General features: G+C 60.4%; 14 protein-coding genes. 2 read left to right on the plus strand and 12 right to left on the minus strand.

Annotation, left to right across the window (positions count from 1 at the left end):
* Nucleotides 1-59: 59 nt before the first annotated feature.
* Entirely contained in the window at nt 60-497 is a 438-nt protein-coding gene (gene dtd, locus Q0V31_RS04415; protein WP_298184880.1) for a D-aminoacyl-tRNA deacylase, read from the minus strand.
* Nucleotides 494-1,465: a prolyl aminopeptidase gene (gene pip, locus Q0V31_RS04420; protein ID WP_298184882.1), complete on the minus strand. Its 972-nt coding sequence runs from the start codon at nt 1,463-1,465 to the stop codon at nt 494-496. The genes dtd and pip overlap by 4 nt, the downstream gene beginning before the upstream one ends.
* Before the next feature lie 121 nt (nt 1,466-1,586).
* Between pip and Q0V31_RS04425 the strand changes: the two genes are divergently transcribed.
* The gene (locus Q0V31_RS04425) at nt 1,587-2,021 is read left to right on the plus strand and encodes a hypothetical protein (protein ID WP_298184884.1); all 435 of its coding nucleotides are present in this window, start codon (nt 1,587-1,589) and stop codon (nt 2,019-2,021) included.
* Nucleotides 2,022-2,070: 49 nt separating this feature from the next.
* On the opposite strand, the gene Q0V31_RS04430 is transcribed toward Q0V31_RS04425, so the two are convergent.
* From Q0V31_RS04430 to Q0V31_RS04460, 7 genes are all read right to left on the minus strand, one after another.
* Nucleotides 2,071-2,628: a lipocalin family protein gene (locus tag Q0V31_RS04430; protein WP_298190908.1), complete on the minus strand. Its 558-nt coding sequence runs from the start codon at nt 2,626-2,628 to the stop codon at nt 2,071-2,073.
* Entirely contained in the window at nt 2,628-2,882 is a 255-nt protein-coding gene (gene bamE, locus Q0V31_RS04435; RefSeq protein ID WP_298184886.1) for an outer membrane protein assembly factor BamE, read from the minus strand. The genes Q0V31_RS04430 and bamE overlap by 1 nt, the downstream gene beginning before the upstream one ends.
* A gap of 67 nt (nt 2,883-2,949) precedes the next feature.
* Nucleotides 2,950-3,549: a DUF924 family protein gene (locus Q0V31_RS04440; RefSeq protein ID WP_298184888.1), complete on the minus strand. Its 600-nt coding sequence runs from the start codon at nt 3,547-3,549 to the stop codon at nt 2,950-2,952.
* A gap of 3 nt (nt 3,550-3,552) precedes the next feature.
* Complete coding sequence (locus Q0V31_RS04445; RefSeq protein ID WP_298184890.1) at nt 3,553-4,560, minus strand: class 1 fructose-bisphosphatase; 1,008 nt, start codon at nt 4,558-4,560, stop codon at nt 3,553-3,555.
* A 103-nt stretch (nt 4,561-4,663) separates the two neighbouring features.
* Entirely contained in the window at nt 4,664-6,307 is a 1,644-nt protein-coding gene (locus Q0V31_RS04450; protein WP_298184892.1) for a histidine kinase N-terminal 7TM domain-containing protein, read from the minus strand.
* 204 nt (nt 6,308-6,511) lie between these two features.
* A complete protein-coding gene (locus Q0V31_RS04455) occupies nt 6,512-7,882 on the minus strand; it encodes a DUF3999 domain-containing protein (RefSeq protein WP_298184894.1) in 1,371 nt (456 codons plus the stop codon).
* Nucleotides 7,879-11,454 carry a DUF2339 domain-containing protein gene (locus Q0V31_RS04460; RefSeq protein ID WP_298184896.1) on the minus strand — a complete coding sequence of 1,192 codons (3,576 nt, stop codon included), beginning with the start codon at nt 11,452-11,454 and terminating at the stop codon, nt 7,879-7,881. The genes Q0V31_RS04455 and Q0V31_RS04460 overlap by 4 nt, the downstream gene beginning before the upstream one ends.
* Before the next feature lie 243 nt (nt 11,455-11,697).
* Between Q0V31_RS04460 and Q0V31_RS04465 the strand changes: the two genes are divergently transcribed.
* Entirely contained in the window at nt 11,698-12,093 is a 396-nt protein-coding gene (locus Q0V31_RS04465) for a YkgJ family cysteine cluster protein (protein WP_090244227.1), read from the plus strand.
* 235 nt (nt 12,094-12,328) lie between these two features.
* Here Q0V31_RS04465 and cptA read toward each other — a convergent pair whose 3' ends face one another.
* The 3 genes from cptA to thiI all read right to left on the minus strand — a co-directional run bounded on the left by cptA (nt 12,329) and on the right by thiI (nt 17,677).
* A complete protein-coding gene (cptA, locus tag Q0V31_RS04470; protein ID WP_298184900.1) occupies nt 12,329-14,089 on the minus strand; it encodes a phosphoethanolamine transferase CptA in 1,761 nt (586 codons plus the stop codon).
* 156 nt (nt 14,090-14,245) lie between these two features.
* Entirely contained in the window at nt 14,246-16,066 is a 1,821-nt protein-coding gene (typA, locus tag Q0V31_RS04475; protein WP_298184901.1) for a translational GTPase TypA, read from the minus strand.
* Nucleotides 16,067-16,222: 156 nt separating this feature from the next.
* Nucleotides 16,223-17,677 carry a tRNA uracil 4-sulfurtransferase ThiI gene (gene thiI, locus Q0V31_RS04480; RefSeq protein WP_298184903.1) on the minus strand — a complete coding sequence of 485 codons (1,455 nt, stop codon included), beginning with the start codon at nt 17,675-17,677 and terminating at the stop codon, nt 16,223-16,225.
* Nucleotides 17,678-17,921 lie beyond the last annotated feature (244 nt).

Consider the following 17,921-nt stretch of genomic DNA (forward strand, 5'->3'; position numbering starts at 1 on the left):
CACTGCGCGGAAGGCGCTCGCCGGGTGCGCTTTGAACAGCGCAGCAGGCGCCAGACGACTCAGCTTTCCAGCAAGAATGTCACCGGCCCGTCATTGACCAGGTGCACCTGCATGTCGGCACCGAACTGCCCAGTGGCCACCTGCGGGTGTTTAGCCCGCGCCTGCGTCACCAGCAGATCAAATAACTCAGCGCCCAGGGCCGGCGGTGCGGCGCTGGAGAAACTGGGACGCAGACCGCTCTTGGTGTCGGCTACCAGTGTGAACTGCGAAACCAGCAACAGGCCGCCAGCGATATCACTAAGCGACAGGTTCATCTTGCCCGCCGCGTCGCTAAACACCCGGTAGTTGAGCAGTTTGTGCAGGATTTTTTCGACGCTGGCCGGGGTGTCATGCGGCTCAACCCCGACCAGCGCCAGCAGGCCCTGATCAATCGCGCCAACCACCTCGCCCGCCACTTCCACGCGGGCACCACGCGCCCGCTGAATCAGTGCTTTCATGCTTCGTCCGGCCTCAGGTCGAGCAGGCGGCTGGCCATGTCATCCGCGGCTCGCACCAAGGCATCGGTGATTCCCGGCTCGGCGGCCGAGTGGCCAGCATCGCGAATGATCTGCAGCTCGCTGTTCGGCCATACCTGATGCAAGGCCCAGGCGTTATCCAGCGGACAAATCACGTCATACCGGCCATGCACGATCACCCCCGGCAAATGGGCGATCTTCGGCATGTCACGGAGCAGCTGACCCTGCTCAAGGAAGGCGTTGTTGACGAAATAATGGCACTCGATGCGGGCAATCGACAGCGCACGATGGCTCTCGCTAAAGCGATCCACCACCTGCGGATTAGGCCGCAGGGTGGCAGTGCGGCCTTCCCAGGTCGACCAGGCCTTGGCCGCATGCATCTGGGCAATCTGGTCAGGGCCGGTCAGGCGTTTATAGAAGGCCTGCACCAGGTCAGCGCGCTCATCCAGCGGGATCGGTGCCAGGTAATCCTCCCAATAATCCGGGAACAGGCGGCTGGCACCGGCCTGATAAAACCAGCTGATTTCCTGCGGGCGGCAAAGGAAGATGCCGCGCAGAATCAGCCCATGTACGCGTTGCGGATGGGCCTGCGCGTAGGCCAGGGCCAGGGTCGAACCCCAGGAGCCACCGAACAGCACCCATTTGTCGATGCCCAACTGCTCGCGTATTACTTCCATGTCGGTGATCAGCGCTTGGGTGGTGTTGTTCTCCAGGCTGGCATGCGGCGTGGAGCGGCCGCAGCCACGCTGGTCGAAGGTGATGATGCGATATAGATTAGGGTCGAAATAACGCCGACTGGCGGCATCACAACCGGCCCCCGGACCGCCGTGGATAAACACCACGGGCAGACCATCCGGCGAACCACTTTCGTCGACATACAGCACGTGCGGTGCCTGCACCGCCAGCTCATGGCGGGCGTAGGGTTTAATCTCCGGATACAAGGTCTGCATGGCATGCTCCTGACTTGACCTGAATAAAGCGTTGCGTAGCGTCGCGGCCTGCGCGAGGCACCAGCGGGTGCCGGCATTTGACGCTCTGCCGGGCATCATAACCATGAAACAGGAATTGAACATGCCGATACGGATATTTGCCCTCGCTTTCGTAATGCTTTGCAGCCTGCTCGGCGGCTGCGGCAATCAAGATGACCCACAAGCCGCCCTCGAAGCTGCCGTGCAGCAACTGCAGGACAACCTCGAAGCGAAGAAAAACAGCGCGGTACTCGAGCAACTGCACCCACAGTTCTCGGCCCAAGGCGAGTTTGACCGCGACTGGGCGCAGCGCACGATGTTGCTGCTGTTTATGCGCCACAAAAACATCAAGGTGCTGGCCCTGAGCAAGGACAGCTACCTAGACGCGAACTACCGTGAGAAAGGCCATACTGCGGCTCAAGTAGGCCTGGCCGGGGCCGAAGGCCTGATCCCCGACAGCGCCCGTCACTACAGCGTAAAGATGGAGTGGTGGCTGGAAAATCATCAGTGGCAGCTGGCACGCCTGAGTTGGCAATAGCGCCATCGGATATCCACCGAAGCACTGATAGTGAGCCACCTCGTCAGCGTTAAAGCGGCGCTGGCACATCGCTGCGCCGCCAGATCAGCTCAGCGGTGTCATAACCACGGCGGCGCGCTTCTTCGAGCAGGGTCGCGCGGGTTGGCGCGCTGAGTTCCTGATCACGCGTCAACAGCCACAGGTACTGGCGGTTGGGATGCCCGACCAGTGCAGCCTGGTAGTCGTCATCCAGATAGAGCACCCAGTACTCTCCTTTGGTCAGCCCCGGCAGTAGGTTGCTCACCCAGTTGTCGAAACGCACCCAAAGCTTGCTGGTTTCGCCTGGCACCTGAGGTACGGCCTGGCCCTGCACCTGCTGAATATCGCCATCGAAGGTGCGGCAGCGGTTAGTCACGCCAATCGCCCCATCTTCTTGCAGCGTATACCTGGCCTCGGACTGCGCACAATGGCGCTGGAAGAACATCGGCAAACGCGCCTGCTCATACCAAGTGCCCTGATAACGCTGCAGATCAACCCGCTCTACGGTTTTCGGCGGCACCACCCCGGTGCCTGAGTTGGCACAACCTAGCAGCGTTACCGCTGCGACCAGCACCGCCAGCCAGCGCATCACTTCAGCCCCTTGCCGGAAAACAGCAAGACCTGCTCACCGGCGTACTGCACGCTGATAAAGCGCTGCTCATCGCCCCATGTGCAGCTGGAGATGCCCAAGGCACCTGCGCATTCGGAAGGCTTACCGAGCAAGTTCTCGACCTCAACCTTGCTCATACCTGGCTTGAGCTTGGCGTAATTATCCTGATTAACCTTGTTGCAAGCCGCTAACAATAGGCAGCCGGCAAGTAGTGCGGCGACGCGCAGAGACATGAGGAACTCCTGAGGAAATGACCAAGACCAGCTTGGCATAGCAATACCGAGCTTGCCTGCTTGGATGCTAGAAGCGCGAGCCAGGTTCCCGCAGAAAGGCAGATTCTTCGCGACTGGAGGAGCGAGCGAGAATGTGATTGCGGTGAGGGAAACGGCCAAAACGGGCAATGACCTGCTGGTGGCGCTCGGCATAATCCAGGTAGCCGGCAAACAGTTCACGCTCAGCAGTCGCAGCCTGCTGATGCAAGCTACTGAACAGCTGCACGGCCTGATTCTGCAGCGCCAGCTCTTCGGCATGCTCCAGCACCAGATAGACGAACACGCGCTGAATCGGCAATAACTGCTGATCCCAGCCCTGACTCAGCCCATGCAACGACAAAGGGCGAGCCAGCGCATCGCCGGCAAAGGCACGCGGGGTGTTGCGAAAGATCATGCGCGGTAGCTGGTCCAGCAACAGCAAGGTCGCCAGCCAGCCCTGCGGCTCACGCGGCCAGCCTTGCAACTGCCCCGCCAGAGCCTGCTCGACCAGGCCAGCAAATTGCTCGCGGGCCTGATCATCCTGTTGGTCCTGCTTGGCAAACCAAAGCGCTGTGCGGCTGGCCGCCACCTCGGCAGCCGTTACGCCGGGGCCGAACCACCAGTCGAGTAACGGCTGCCAGGGCTGCATCGCTTACTCGCGGTGGTAAGCGCTGATGCGCAGAACTTCTTCCTTGGAGCCGAGGAAGACAGCAACGCGCTGGTGCAAGGAGGTCGGCTGAATATCGAGAATCCGCTCGGTGCCGTTGGTAGCCACGCCGCCCGCCTGCTCGATGATCATCGCCATCGGGTTGGCTTCGTACATCAGACGCAGCTTGCCGGGCATCGCTGGATCACGGCTGTCGCGCGGGTACATAAACACACCGCCGCGAGTGAGGATGCGGTGTACGTCGGCAACCATCGCCGCGACCCAACGCATGTTGTAGTTCTTGCCCAGCGGCCCGGTTTCGCCCGCCAGCAGCTCACTGACGTAACGCTGCACCGGTGCTTCCCAGTGGCGCTGGTTGGACATGTTGATGGCGAATTCCTTGGTCGCTTCCGGCACCTTGATGTCGTCGTGGGTCATCACGAAGCTGCCCAGTTCGCGATCCAGGGTGAAACCCTTGACGCCGTCACCGAGGGTCAGCATCAGCATGGTCTGCGGACCGTAGATGGCGTAACCGGCGCACACCTGCTCGGTGCCTGGCTGGAGGAAGGCTTCTTCGCCTAGGTCACCCTCAGCGCCGTTGCGATCCGGGCAACGCAGCACCGAGAAGATGGTGCCGACCGAAACGTTGACGTCGATGTTGCTGGAGCCGTCCAGCGGGTCGAATACCAGCAGGTAGGCACCCTTCGGGTACTTGCCAGGAATCTGGTAAGCGTTGTCCATCTCTTCCGAGGCCATGCCGGCCAAGTGACCGCCCCACTCGTTGGCCTCCAAGAGAATTTCGTTGGAGATCACGTCGAGCTTTTTCTGCACCTCGCCCTGCACGTTCTCGGTACCCATGCTGCCCAGTACGCCGCCCAGCGCGCCCTTGGACACCTGATGGCTGATTTCCTTACAGGCCCGTGCGACCACTTCGATAAGGAAACGCAGATCGGCCGGGGTGTTGTTGCAGCGGGTCTGCTCGATCAGGTAGCGGCTGAGGGTAACGCGGGACATGGAGGGCTCCGGAGGATAGGAAATCGCGCGCAGTTTACCCCTTTAGCGGACAAAGCGCCTTAGCGCTGGATAGAAGGCGCTCCACCGCGCCGCGCCCAACGGTTCAGGCGAGGCTGCACACCCGATTACGCCCCTCATCCTTGGCCTGATAAAGCGCCGCATCAGCTATCTGCAGCAACTCATCCAGCACCAGCCCCTGCTCGGGCCATAGCGCTAGGCCTGCGGACAGGGTCACGTAGCGCGCGCCACCGCGAGTCGGCAACGGATGGGCTGCCAGTTCACGGCAGATGGTTTCCAGTCGCGCACGGGCTTCATGTGCATTGGCGCGCGGCAGGATCAGCAGAAACTCTTCGCCACCGATGCGGAATACCGCATCCGAACTGCGCAGGTTATCCCGCAGGTGCTGTGCAACGCCCCTGAGTACATCGTCTCCCTCTAGGTGGCCATGCTCATCGTTGAGCCGTTTGAAATGGTCCAGATCGATCAGCGCCAAGGAAATCGGCGTGCGCTCGCGCTGCGCAACGGACAGTTCGCGGGCAAAGAACTCATCCAGATAACGACGGTTATACAAGCCCGTGAGCGGATCACGCAGGGCCTGTTCCTGCAGTTGCTCATGCAGGTTGGAGATTGTGCGCAAACGCTCCTCGCTCAGGGCCAGGGCTTCGGCCAGTTTCAATTCGCTGAGATGACGCTGGGTGACGTCACGCAGATAGAGCATTTGCCCCAATATCAGGGTGCCGCGATGAGTCTCGCGCTCGATAGCGCGTACACGCACTTCAAAATAACGCGCCGAATTGGCCAGGGTCAGCAGGCGCTCCTGCTCGCCCGACACCGGCTCGCCGAGCAACAACCGTAGATCAGCCCCAAGGACCGGCCAATCCACCAGTGGCCGCCCTTGCCAACCTCTGCGCAGACCGGCTAGTTTCAGCGCTGCCGGGTTGGCCTCAATCACGCGCAGCTGCGCATCCACTACCAGTACCGGGTCGAGTAGCGCCTCCAGTAACAGGTGGCGGGCCACCGGCAACAGGTCGAACAGCCGCACCCCGACAATCAGCCAGGCAAACGCCAGCAAGGTAAAGGCAAAGCTGAACGGCGTCGGGTCGAAGCCGAATAACATCCAGCCAAACACCACATAACTGATATTGGCCGCCCAGGGCACTGCGGTGACCAAAACAAATGCCAGGAAATGCCGGCGGTGCACACCATGGCTGACGATCGCTGCGCGTAACACCACGCCCATGCAAAAGGTCATAAATAGATACACGTAGGCCGCAGCCGCATAAAACAGCGGACCGTGTTGATAGCGGATCGGTGCGCCCAACTCATCACTCAGTGGCGCGGTACCCGCCGCATAGAACAGCCCATGCCAGGGATTACTCAGGGCCATCAGCCAGATCAGCAGCGGCACCACGGCCAGGCCCAGGCCGCTGCGCAGCGGCAGTGGCTGTCGCACGCTGTTGATGTACTGCCAGAGGAAAACCGCCCAGAAGGTGGGCGTCATGAGAATGCCTGGCCAGGCCATACTCGCCCAGAACATCTTGCACTGCGGGCCTTGCATCGCCATTTCCAGGCTCGCCGCCACCATCCACCAGAGACTGGCCAGATGCAGCACGATAAAGCTCTCGCGCCCAGGGAAGTAGCGCTGCCGGGTAACCCATCGCGCCAACAGCAGCACGCCTACACACACCGCAGCGGTCAGTAATACCGGGGCACTGAGCGCCCAGCCGGAATCCTCGCAGGCATTCATCGGCAGGGCACCGCTAAACAAAACACCTGATCACGCCGGCACAACCCAACGGGCAAACGCGCGCGCACCATCGCAAAACTGCTCATCGTCGTAATACGCAAGAGCCTTCCTGACCTCAAAGTCCAATCAAATTAATCGGCTAACAATACTGTAAGCGCCCGAATCAGCTGGGCTTTATTTCAGCAAAAGAGCCGCGATAGCGCGCTAATCGGCACTGGGCCGACGCAGCAAACTGGCCGCCATCAAGGCCAGCAACCCCACACCGAGCAGCAGTACCAGCCATAGCCCCCAGCGTCGCCACTGGTTATTGGCATCGACGCTCTGCGCTTGCTGTTGCAACTTACCATCCTGCAACTGCGCTTTAGCCGTACCCAACTGCGCCAGGCGCTGCGGCTGATAACCTGGAATCAAGGTGGTTAACGGCAACGCAGCCGACTCAGCGCCTACCCGCCCAAGGGCCAGCCGGTAAGGTGGATTGCCGCGCTGCAGGAATACCAACTGCGTAGCACGCACCGCCACCTTGATTGGCGGGGGTTCGCTGCCAAGGCCACCGCCGCGCTCGTCGATCTGCAGGCGCAGCTGCTGCACCGCCCAGCCTGGCAGCGGTAATTCATCCTGACGAATTTGCGTGCCGTTTTCCGGCAGCCGATAGAGCAAGCCTTGAGCCAGCGATTGCCAGCCCCCCTTGCCTTCGCTGCGCCCCGTGACACGGATAGGCGCCAGGGTATTGGCCTGACTGAGTTCAACCTGCAGGCGTTGCAGCGGCAACGCCAACGGCAGCTGCCACCAGTAGTGACCGTCCGCGCTGAGCGTCGCCGTCAGCGGTTCAGACCACACCAAGGGCGCGGGGACATGGTCACTGCGCTGGCTGCGCAAGGATATTGCGGTCAGCTGCGGCGCCTGCTGCGGGCTCTGCCAGAGCAGGCGCAAGTAGCCCGCCTTGCGCCCGGGCAGCTCGACCTGACGCTGCTCGACACGCTCGCCAGCAAACGCCAGGCGCGCCAGTTGCCCAGTACCCCAAGACTGCCAGGCTTGCAGGTCATCGCTGGCCTCAATACTGAAGCGCTGAAAGCCGTCTTGGCCATCCGCCCAATCCAGCTTCAGGCTCACCAGTGGCTCTTTGAGCGCACTGGCATCCAGCAGCCAACCACGCAACAGCGCCGGCTTGGCCGCCCCCTCAGGCTCATCGAGCAGCTCGATCAAGGTACCACTGCTGCTGCGCTGCACCCGCAGATTGGGCACGCCTATGCTGTCGCCCTGCTCGGCATACAGCGGGAACCCCTTCACCGCATGTTCCTGCGGGCTTTCGCGCAAATCGCCCTGCCCGGCGACAAGTGCATAGGCCAACGTCTGGCCTTCAGCATTGAACACCCGCAGATCACGCAGGTCGCCATAGCGCGCGGCGAAATGCAGCGCCATTGGCACATCCAGCCGATACCAAGGGCCTTCGCCAGCGAGGGTCAGCGGCAGTTGCACGGCGTAGTCATCAATTTTTTCCTGCGCCAAGCCTTGGGCACTAAACAGCGCTCCAGCCAACAGCATGCTCAGCGCTGCGCGGGTTAAACGACTCATCATGCGTGCTCCTGCGGCTGTTCCGCATCCGCCGGGCGGGCCGGCAAGGGGGCGAAGTAGCCCACCACCAGTAGCAATACACCCACCCCAATAAATGACACGATGCGCTCCAGGCCACCGCGGTTATTCAGCTCGACAAAGAACAGCTTGGCCACCACCACTGCGATCAACGCCGCGCCAAGCAACCACAGCTCGCGCCGCGCCAAACGATTACCGAAGACCATCAGCGGCAGAGCTATCAGCGTCCAGACAATCGACAAGCCCGCCTGCACCAGCATTGAGTCGAGTAACGCATCCAGCTGATACGGCACGCCGCCCCAATGATGAGCAGTACGCATGACCATCGCCGTGAGCAAGGCAAACAGCGAAGCCCCCGCCAGCGCTTGGGTCAACCATTGGCTGCGCACTGTGCTCATGCCCAGTTCAGCCAACCCCATGCGCGCCCAGGCGAACGCTGCACCCAGGGCAAACAACAAGCCCAGCTCCAACGGGTTAAGCAGCGGCAAATAAGCCAAGGGCTCTGCATCACCGGCACTGACGGCGTTAGCCAGCCAGAACCAGCCCAGCAGCAACAACGCCAATGGGGCTGCTGCCAGCAAACGGTACTCGCGCAGGTACACGCCCACCGGCCAAGGCCAGCGCCGCTGCAGCGACATCAACCACACATAGCCACTCGGCAGCAGCGCCCAGCCCAACCAGCGCCAGGCGTTGTACTGCTCCGACATGACCAAGAACAGGTAACGCAATTCCAAGGCCAATACACCCAGCAATAACCAGCAACCGAGTACATGTGCCGCGCTAAGAGCGCCCGCTGGCAGCTGCCCAGCCAGGCAGCATAATGCCCAAAAATGCACGGCAAACAGCAGCGCCCAGGCCAACCAGCCGAACTGCGCGGCGGGCTCATAGGTGGTGTGCCAGGCATGCAGCATCACCACGCCAGCCAGCGGAATCAGCAGGCAACAGAGCACCGCCAGTTCAGCCCAACGCGTGCGCGGCGCAAGGAACGCCGCCAACGCCACACTGCCCGCCAATAGCGCCAGCAAAGCATTGGCCTGCCATTCGGCGGCGACAAAACGCAGCACTTCGCTGCTCAAGGCCACGGCCCACCAGGCGGCGCCCCACACCAATAACAGCTGCGCCAAGCCCAGCAGGCTGACATTGCCCAAAGCGTTCGGCACTTCGCGGCGCGCCAGCTGCTGCAAGCGCCAGGCACCGATCAAGGCCGCCACACCGAGCACCAGTGGCGTCCAGAAGTCCACATGGGCCAGGGGCCGAATACCCTCGGCAGACAACTGACCAAACAACAACGGGCTGACCGCGAGAAACACCAAGCCAGCCAGCACCTGCAACAATAGGCCGAAGATAAAGCTGGCCCGCTGCTGCAGATGCAGGCTCAGCCAGATGATCAGCAGCCCGCCGCCCCCCCACACCGCGCTGGCGGTGGCCCAGGGCAAGACGAACAGCACCGCCAGGTTGAGGAATACCAGGCCGACCAGCAGCACCGCAGACAGGCCGCGCAACAAGCGGCGATCCTGGCTGATCTGCGGATCACGGGCGGCCAGCAGCATCCCGCCAATCAGCCCAAAACCGATCAGCGAGGACGTCAGCAAGCCCTGCCAGCCGGCGGAAAAACCGCCCGCCCCGGCGACGGCATTGCTGGCCATATCCAGCATAAACAGCAGGCCGCCGAGCAACTGCACGGCAAAGCCGCTGAACAGAAAACTACGGGCTTGCAGGCGCAGGCCCAGCCATAAGGTCAGCACACCGGCAATCGCCCAACTGATCGCGCTGCCTTGGGCGGCAAACAGTAACGGCGCGATCAGGTAGAGAAAGGCCAGCCCGGAACAGGCCAAGAACGGCATGCCGCGCACTTCCCAACGGCTCGCTGCAGCGGCGTTCTGGCGTAATTGCCAGTAACTGAATAGCAGAGCTACACCGAGCATCAGCGCGCCCAACGGCGCACCGTCCAGCAGGCTGTGCTCACCCCCGCGTAGACCGATGGCAAACGCCAACGCTGCGCCCACCTGCAGCAATAGAGCGAACGCCCGCGCCAAACCGCGCTGTTGGCGCAGGCCCAGCCAGTAAATCCCCGCGCCTTCCACGGCCCAGGCCGCTGAGGTCCAGCGCGCATCCAGGCCCAATGGTATGGCCAGGCTAGCGAACACCACGCCTAGCGCCAGGCAGGTTTCCACCAGCAGCACGGCACGCTCACCAGTACGATTGACCAGCAGCCGCGCCAGGACTAAGTAGAACAGACCCAGGGCCAGGGCACTGAAGGCCGCGGCGAACTCGATATGCTGCACCAGGGCGAACTGCAAGCCAAAGCCCATCAGCGGCGGGCCGAACAACACAGTGGCATCGATATAGTCGCCCTTGCGCGCCGCCCAGCGCAGCAGTTGATCACGACCCTCGGGCGCATCTGCCGCCTCACGCAGCTTACGCCGGGCAAACAACAGACCGATGGCCACATACATCAGGAAGAACAGCAGCAAGAATGGCTCGGTACTCCAGAGCAATTCCGGGGTGTAGGCGCGGATGCCCCAGGCGAAACCGATGCCGAAGGTGCCGACAAAGCCGATCATGTTGAGCACGCGCCAGGCCTTGAACCAGGCGATGGCAAAGATGCCGGCATTGAGTAGAGCAAAATAGCTGAACAGCGCCACATGGCTGCCACTGCCGGTAGAGGTCAGAATCGGCGCGGCGAAACCACCCAGTGCAGCAGCAGCGGCAAGCCCCAGAGCGTCCTGTTTGACTGCCAGAATCGCCGAGAAAAGCGTCACCAGCACCAGCAAGCCCAGCGCGACAGCAGGGGCGAGCAACGGATGCAGGCGCATGGCGGCGAACACAGTCAGGTACAGCACGGCAACGCCGGTGCCCTGCAACATCAATGCATAGCTGGGATTGCGCACGCGCAGCCACCAGCCCAGCCCCAGCAGCGCGATGGCACTGGCGGCCACGCTGGCATAACGCAGCTCTACCGGCACCACCACGCCCTCGGTGGCATAACGCAGGAGGAAGGCCAGCCCGAGAAACAACAGCACCACGCCGACGCGCAGCACCGTATTGCCACCCAGCAACCAGCTCTTCGCAGCGCTAAACCCACGCTCAATCAGGCTCGGCTGACGTGGCGTCGACGGTTTCCTAGGAGATGCCGTGGCTGCTGCGGTTTGCGCCTCAGGCGCTGTTTGCTTCGCTGCTAGCGGCTCGGCGCCGGGCTCAGGCTGATCAAAGTCCAGCGTCCAATCGAGTTCAGCCTCAGCCGCCTGAGCACTGGCGACAGATGCCGGCTCAACTGCAGGGCTGACAGGCTCCGGCGCGGGTGGTTGCTCAGGCGCAGCAGCGGCACTCTGCTCCAGTTTCTCTAAACGCGCATAAAGTGCGGCGGTGCCCTGCTCGAAACGCTGGGTGACGGCCTTAAGCTGCGCGGTTAGCGCGGCGTTTTCACGTGCCAATCCGTGCATTCTGAGTGCCTGACCAAGCCCCAGGCCAAGCAATGCGCCAATCAGCGCGGCGCTCAGTGTTTCATCCGCCAAAGCGCCCAGCACCAGGCCAAGCAGCATGAAAATCAATTGCATGCACTGCATCCCTAAATAGATATAGCCCGAACAACGTGCGAACAAATGTCGGCCAGAGTGTCGCCGCAGTATAAGAGGCTGCTCGTACCTTACCCAAAGAGACGGATGCCGTGCGCATCACAGCACAGGTAACTATTGCTCAGCCACGGCTAGGCAAAATGCAACCAGCCGGCAGATTGTCATTCAAAAATCTTTCAGGCCCGCTATCATCGCCCGCCGTCCAACCGACACACGCCCAGCCCGATGAAAAACAACCTGATTGCCGCCGCCGAACTCGACCGCCTGGATACTTGGGCTAAATACACCGCCGACATGTGCCACAGCTGCATGTCCAGCTGCTGCACCCTGCCGGTCGAAGTGCGCCTAGGCGACCTGATCCGTATTGGCGTGGTCGACGAGTTCGAGCGCAGCGAGCCACCGAAGAACATCGCTAAACGCTTACAGAAAGAGGGTCTTGTCGAGCGTTTCCACCAAAAGTCGGGGACGTTCACCATAACCCGCATGAGCAATAACGACTGCTACTACCTGGACCGCAAGACCCGCCTGTGCACCATCTACGAAAAGCGCCCGGACACCTGCCGCAACCATCCGAAAATCGGCCCGCGCCCAGGCTATTGCGCTTATAAGCCGAAAAGCTGAGCACCGCGTACACGGCCGAGACGGCAATGTGTGCATGGCATGGCGCTCCCGCCCTTACATGCGGGCGAGAAGGCGCAACGGCAGCGCCATGCCGCGGCGGCAACGGCAAGGCGCCAGCATTCTCAACAGGTGCCCCTGCCGACCTCAGCCTCAAGGCAGCAAGTCATACGCTGCCTAATCGCTTGATGCCCTGAGCTTCAGCCAAGTGGCCGTCACTCGCGCTACTCCAGCGCGCTTAAAGCTTGGCCTTAGAGCCCTTCTCACGCTGCGCAAGCTGATTGAGGCGGGCAGCCGGCTTCGGCTTGATCAAACTGAAGTCGATCAAGCTCTTTGGCTGCGCCGGGTTACCAATTAATAGCGGCATCGGCTGGAAGTCATTGCTGACCAGGCTTTTATGCGCGTCATATTCATCAAAGCGCAGCCCGGCCAAGTCGGCCCAGGTGTGGATAAAGTGCGAGGAACTGTACGGCCGTGACAGCGCCGCGCTGAAGTCACGCGCTTGCTGCGCCTGCCACTGGGGTGAATTCCACAGAATAAACGGCACGGTGTACATCGGACTGGTGGGTGCCGCCTCGTTACGCCCCAGCACGTCCGGCTTGGGCGCATCGAATACCGCTTCACCATGGTCAGACAGGTACAGCAACATGCCATTAGCCTGCGCCGCCGATAAATTCTTGATCAGGCTGGCGACCACATGGTCGTTGTACAGCACCGCATTGTCGTAGCTGTTATAGGTCGGCAGCTGATCGTCGGTAACGTTATCCGGCGCCCCACTGCGGTCCGTGAAACGCTCGAACGCTGGTGGATAACGGTACTGGTAGCTCATATGCGTACCGAGCAGGTGCACCACGATGAACTTGCGCGGCGCACCATCGGCCAACACCTTGGCAAACGGTGCCAGCACATCACCGTCGTATTGACGGGCGTTCTGCTCACGGTTGTTGTTCAGGTAGAACTGCTCATCGGCCTGCTCGGAAAACGTGGTGAGCATGGTGTTGCGCTTGGTCATGGTCTGCTGGTTGGTGATCCAGTAGGTCTTATAGCCCGCCTGTTTCATCAGGTTGATCACCGACGGCGTGGTCAGATAACGCTCGGGATGCTCCTGATCGGCAAAGGTCAGCACCTGCTGCAGCGCTTCGATGGTGTACGGCCGCGGCGTTACCACGTTGTCGAATACCTGCAACTGATCACGCAGCCCATCCAGCTCCGGGGTGGTCTGACGCGGGTAGCCATACAGGCTCATGCGCTGACGGTTGGTTGATTCGCCGATCACCAACACCAGAGTCGCGGGCTGCCCGGCGTGGGCATCCTGCAGATTGGCCAAGGGCGCAATGCTGGCATTCTCGGCCAACAGCACCTGCATATTGGCCAGTTGCTCGCTGTAATTCTTGTAACCCACCGCCAGCTGCCACGGCGTGGCCGCTTCAATGCGCTGGGTAAAGTTGTCAAAACCAGCCTGCCAGCTGTCGTGCTTGCTGAACTGGCGTAGCGCCGGATAACCCACCGAGACAAACACCGCGATCGCGGCGGCGAACAAGGCGCCTGGGCGTGACAAATACACCGGACGCACCTTGCGCCAGAGCAGCCAGCCACCTAACGCATAGGCAGAAAATGCCGGCAGCATCCACCAGGCGAAGTACTGGATCAGGTATTCGCGGCTCTCATTGATGTTCGATTCGAACATGATAAAGATCACGCTCTGCGAGAACTCCTGACCGTACACCAGGAAGTAACCAAAACTGCCCAATGAACAAAGCCACAACAGCGCGCCAATCACCGCGGCTAATTGCCGAGCTCGCGCCGGAAACAACAGCAAGGGCACCAGCCACAAAGCGCTGACCAAAAACGCCTGACGAAAGCCGGAAAACCCTGCCGTACCGGTCAGCTGGATCAATAACTGGGTAACCCCGGAAAAATACCAGAAGAACAAAAACGCCCAACCCAACCCAGCCCAATCCACGCGTTTACCCGGCGACACTTGCAGCCCTGCAGACATAGCAACCTCATGACAACTGAATGACCGCAGCCTTTATGCCAGCCCGCCTGTGAAAATTCCGTTAACAACCTGTTGGGTCAGCCACTTTTTACCCACGCAAGAAAAAGCCCCCGCCGGCTCTCGCCGGCGGGGGCTTTTCAGTTAGCTAGAACTGGATCAGTTCTTGGCTTTCTTGGCAGCGCGGGTGCGCTCGCCTTCGTCGAGGATCTTCTTACGCAGACGGATCGACTTCGGCGTCACTTCACACAGCTCGTCGTCCTGGATGAATTCCAGGGCCTGCTCCAAGGTGAAGCGAACCGGTGGCACCAGGGCGATGGTTTCGTCTTTACCCGAAGCACGCATGTTGTCGAGCTTCTTGCCTTTGGTTGGGTTGACGCCCATGTCGGTGTCACGGCTGTTCAGACCAACGATCTGACCGTTGTAGATTTCCTGACCGTGCTCAACGAACAGCTTGCCACGCGCCTGCAGAGTTTCCAGGGAGTAGGTCAGTGCCTTGCCGGTTTCAACCGAAACCAGTACACCGTTCTGACGGCCGGACATGTGGCCCGACTTCATGGTGTCGTAACGATCGAAGATCGAAGTCAGGATGCCAGCACCGTTGGTCAGGGTCAGGAACTGGTTACGGAAACCAATCAGACCACGCGCAGGGATGTTGTATTCCAGACGTACACGGCCTTTACCATCCGGCACCATGTTGGTCAGGTCGCCCTTACGCAGGCCCATCTCTTCCATGACCTTGCCCTGGGATTCTTCCGGGGTGTCGATGGTGACGTTTTCGAAGGGTTCCTGCTTAACGCCGTCGACCAGACGAATGATCACTTCTGGACGGCCAACGCCCATTTCGAAGCCTTCGCGACGCATGGTTTCGATCAGTACCGAGAGGTGCAGCTCACCACGGCCAGAAACCTTGAACTTGTCGGCGCTGTCGCCTTCCTCAACACGCAGGGCCACGTTGTACAGCAGCTCTTTGTCCAGGCGCTCTTTGATGTTACGGCTGGTGACGAACTTGCCTTCTTTACCGCAGAACGGCGAATCGTTGACCTGGAAGGTCATGGAAACGGTTGGCTCGTCGACGGTCAGCGGCTTCATCGCTTCAACATTGTTGATGTCGCACAGGGTGTCGGAGATGAACAGCTGGTCCATACCGCTGACGCAGACGATGTCACCCGCGCCGGCTTCTTCAACGTCCACGCGGTGCAGGCCGTGGTGACCCATCAGCTTGAGGATACGACCGTTGCGGCGCTTGCCGTTGGCGTCGATAGCCACTACTGGGGTGTTTGGCTTGACCTTGCCACGGGCAATACGGCCAACGCCGATAATGCCGAGGAAGCTGTTGTAGTCCAGTGCCGAAATTTGCATCTGGAACGGGCCATCAACGTCAACGGCTGGGGCCGGCACGTTGTCGATGATCGACTGGTACAGCGGGTCCAGGGTTTCGCTCATCTCTGCGTGATCCAGACCAGCAACACCGTTCAGGGCCGAGGCGTAAACCACTTTGAAGTCCAGCTGCTCTTCGGTCGCGCCGAGGTTGTCGAACAGGTCGAAGATCTGGTCCAGAACCCAATCCGGACGCGCGCCAGGACGGTCAATCTTGTTGATCACGACGATCGGACGCAGGCCGGCTTCGAAGGCCTTTTTGGTCACGAAGCGGGTTTGCGGCATCGGGCCGTCTTGGGCATCAACCACCAGCAGCACGGAGTCAACCATCGACATCACGCGCTCAACTTCGCCACCGAAGTCGGCGTGGCCGGGGGTGTCAACGATGTTGATGTGGTAGCCACCCCAGTTGATCGCGGTGTTCTTCGCGAGGATGGTAATACCGCGCTCTTTTTCCTGGTCGTTGCTGTCCATCACGCGCTCGTCGTTGAGCTCGCTGCGCTCCAGGGTGCCGGATTGACGCAGCAGGGCGTCAACCAGGGTGGTCTTACCATGGTCAACGTGGGCAATGATGGCGATGTTGCGTAGTTTATCGATCACGTGTGTATCTCAATCAGAGGATTCGGTGTGCCGCCTAGTGTAGGGGGCGAGTATTAACTAAATGCGATTTCTGCTCGGCGGCGTAAAAGCCTGATTCACGCCGCCGGTATGTCGGGAGGGCGATGGCGGATGCTCCCGCCATTCAACCCAGGCGTTTTATGTCGGACGATAAACGCGCACATTGGCATGCCCCTCGCTCAACAGATGATGGGCATGCAAACGGCTCATGACGCCTTTGTCGCAATACAGCAGGTATTGGCGCGCAGCATCCAGCTCTTTGAACTTGCTGTTCAAGGCGTAAAAAGGCAGCGCCTGTACCTCGATGCCGGGCAGCTCGAGAGGCTGCTCTTCGGCGTTATCCGGGTGGCGAATGTCGATAATCACCTGGCCGGCCAGGGCTTCACTGACTTCTTCGACCTGTACATCCTTGCCCAACTCATCGATCACCCTGTCGATCGGCAGCAAGGTTGCACGCTCCAGGGCGCGGTCGAGCACGGTCATATCGAACTGAGCTTCCTCATGCTCGACACGCAGCTTCTTGGCTTTGGTGGTCGGATTGACCGAAATCACTCCGCAGTATTCCGGCATGTGCTTGGCGAACTCGGCGGTGCCGATCTGCGTGGCGGTGTTGATGATGTCTTGTTTATGACTGGCCAGCAGCGGACGCAGCACCAGCATGTCGGTGGCCGAGTCGATCACCGCGAGGTTGGTCAACGTCTGACTGGAGACTTGAGAGATCGCCTCGCCGGTCACCAGCGCCTCAATCTGCAAGCGCTCGGCCATACGCGTGGAGGCACGCAACATCATGCGCTTGAGAATTACGCCCATGTGGCTGTTGTCGACCTTGCCGAGAATCTCACCAAGGACTTCCTCGAACGGCACGCTGATAAACAGTACGCGCTGTGAGCTGCCGTATTTCTGCCAGAGGTAGTGCGCCACTTCCATCACGCCCAGCTCGTGAGCACGGCCGCCGAGGTTGAAGAAGCAGAAATGCGTGACCAGACCACGGCGCATCATCTGATAGGCGGCGACGGTGGAGTCGAAACCACCGCTCATCAGCACCAGGCTTTGCTCCAGCGAACCCAGCGGATAACCGCCCAGGCCTTCGTGCTGGTGATGGATGACGAACAGGCGCTGGTCGCGGATTTCCATGCGCACCACAACATCCGGATCTTTCAGCGAGATACCGGCCGCACCGCACTGCTGACGCAGTTGGCTGCCGACATAACGCTCGACATCCATGGAGCTGAACGCATGTTTGCCGGCACGCTTGCAGCGTACGGCGAAAATCTTGCCCGGCAATTGATCAGCGAAGTGCAGCTTGCACTTTTCCAGCACGTCATCGAAATCACCCAGCGGGTACTCATCAACCTGAAGAAAATGGGTGATGCCCGGCGTGCAGCTGAGACGCTCGATCATCGCCTGCAGGGTTTTCGGCTCACTGATCTGGGTTTCGATTTCCAGGTTGTCCCACACGCCGCTGACCTGCAGCTGGGGGTCGAACTCACGCAAAACCGAACGAATATTCTTCGCCAGCTGCCGGATAAAGTGCTTACGCACCGGCCGACTTTTAATGGTGATTTCTGGGAAGACTTTAACGATCAGTTTCATGGAAACAATGAGTGCCGAGGCCGCGAAAAAACAGGGGCGCGGATTATAGCGGAAATTGCTCACACTTTGATCAAAAATCCTCACACAGCAAATAACGCACCATATAGGTGCTCTCAAGAATTATTACGCACCATTATAGTGCCGATATTACCTGAATTGCGCCATACGACCCAGGAAAGCCCTTAATTTCAGGGCTCACGCCCACTCCCGTGCACTGGCATGCAATTTGCTCTCTTGTGAGGCA

The organism is uncultured Pseudomonas sp. (genome assembly GCF_943846705.1).
Classification (GTDB): domain Bacteria; phylum Pseudomonadota; class Gammaproteobacteria; order Pseudomonadales; family Pseudomonadaceae; genus Aquipseudomonas.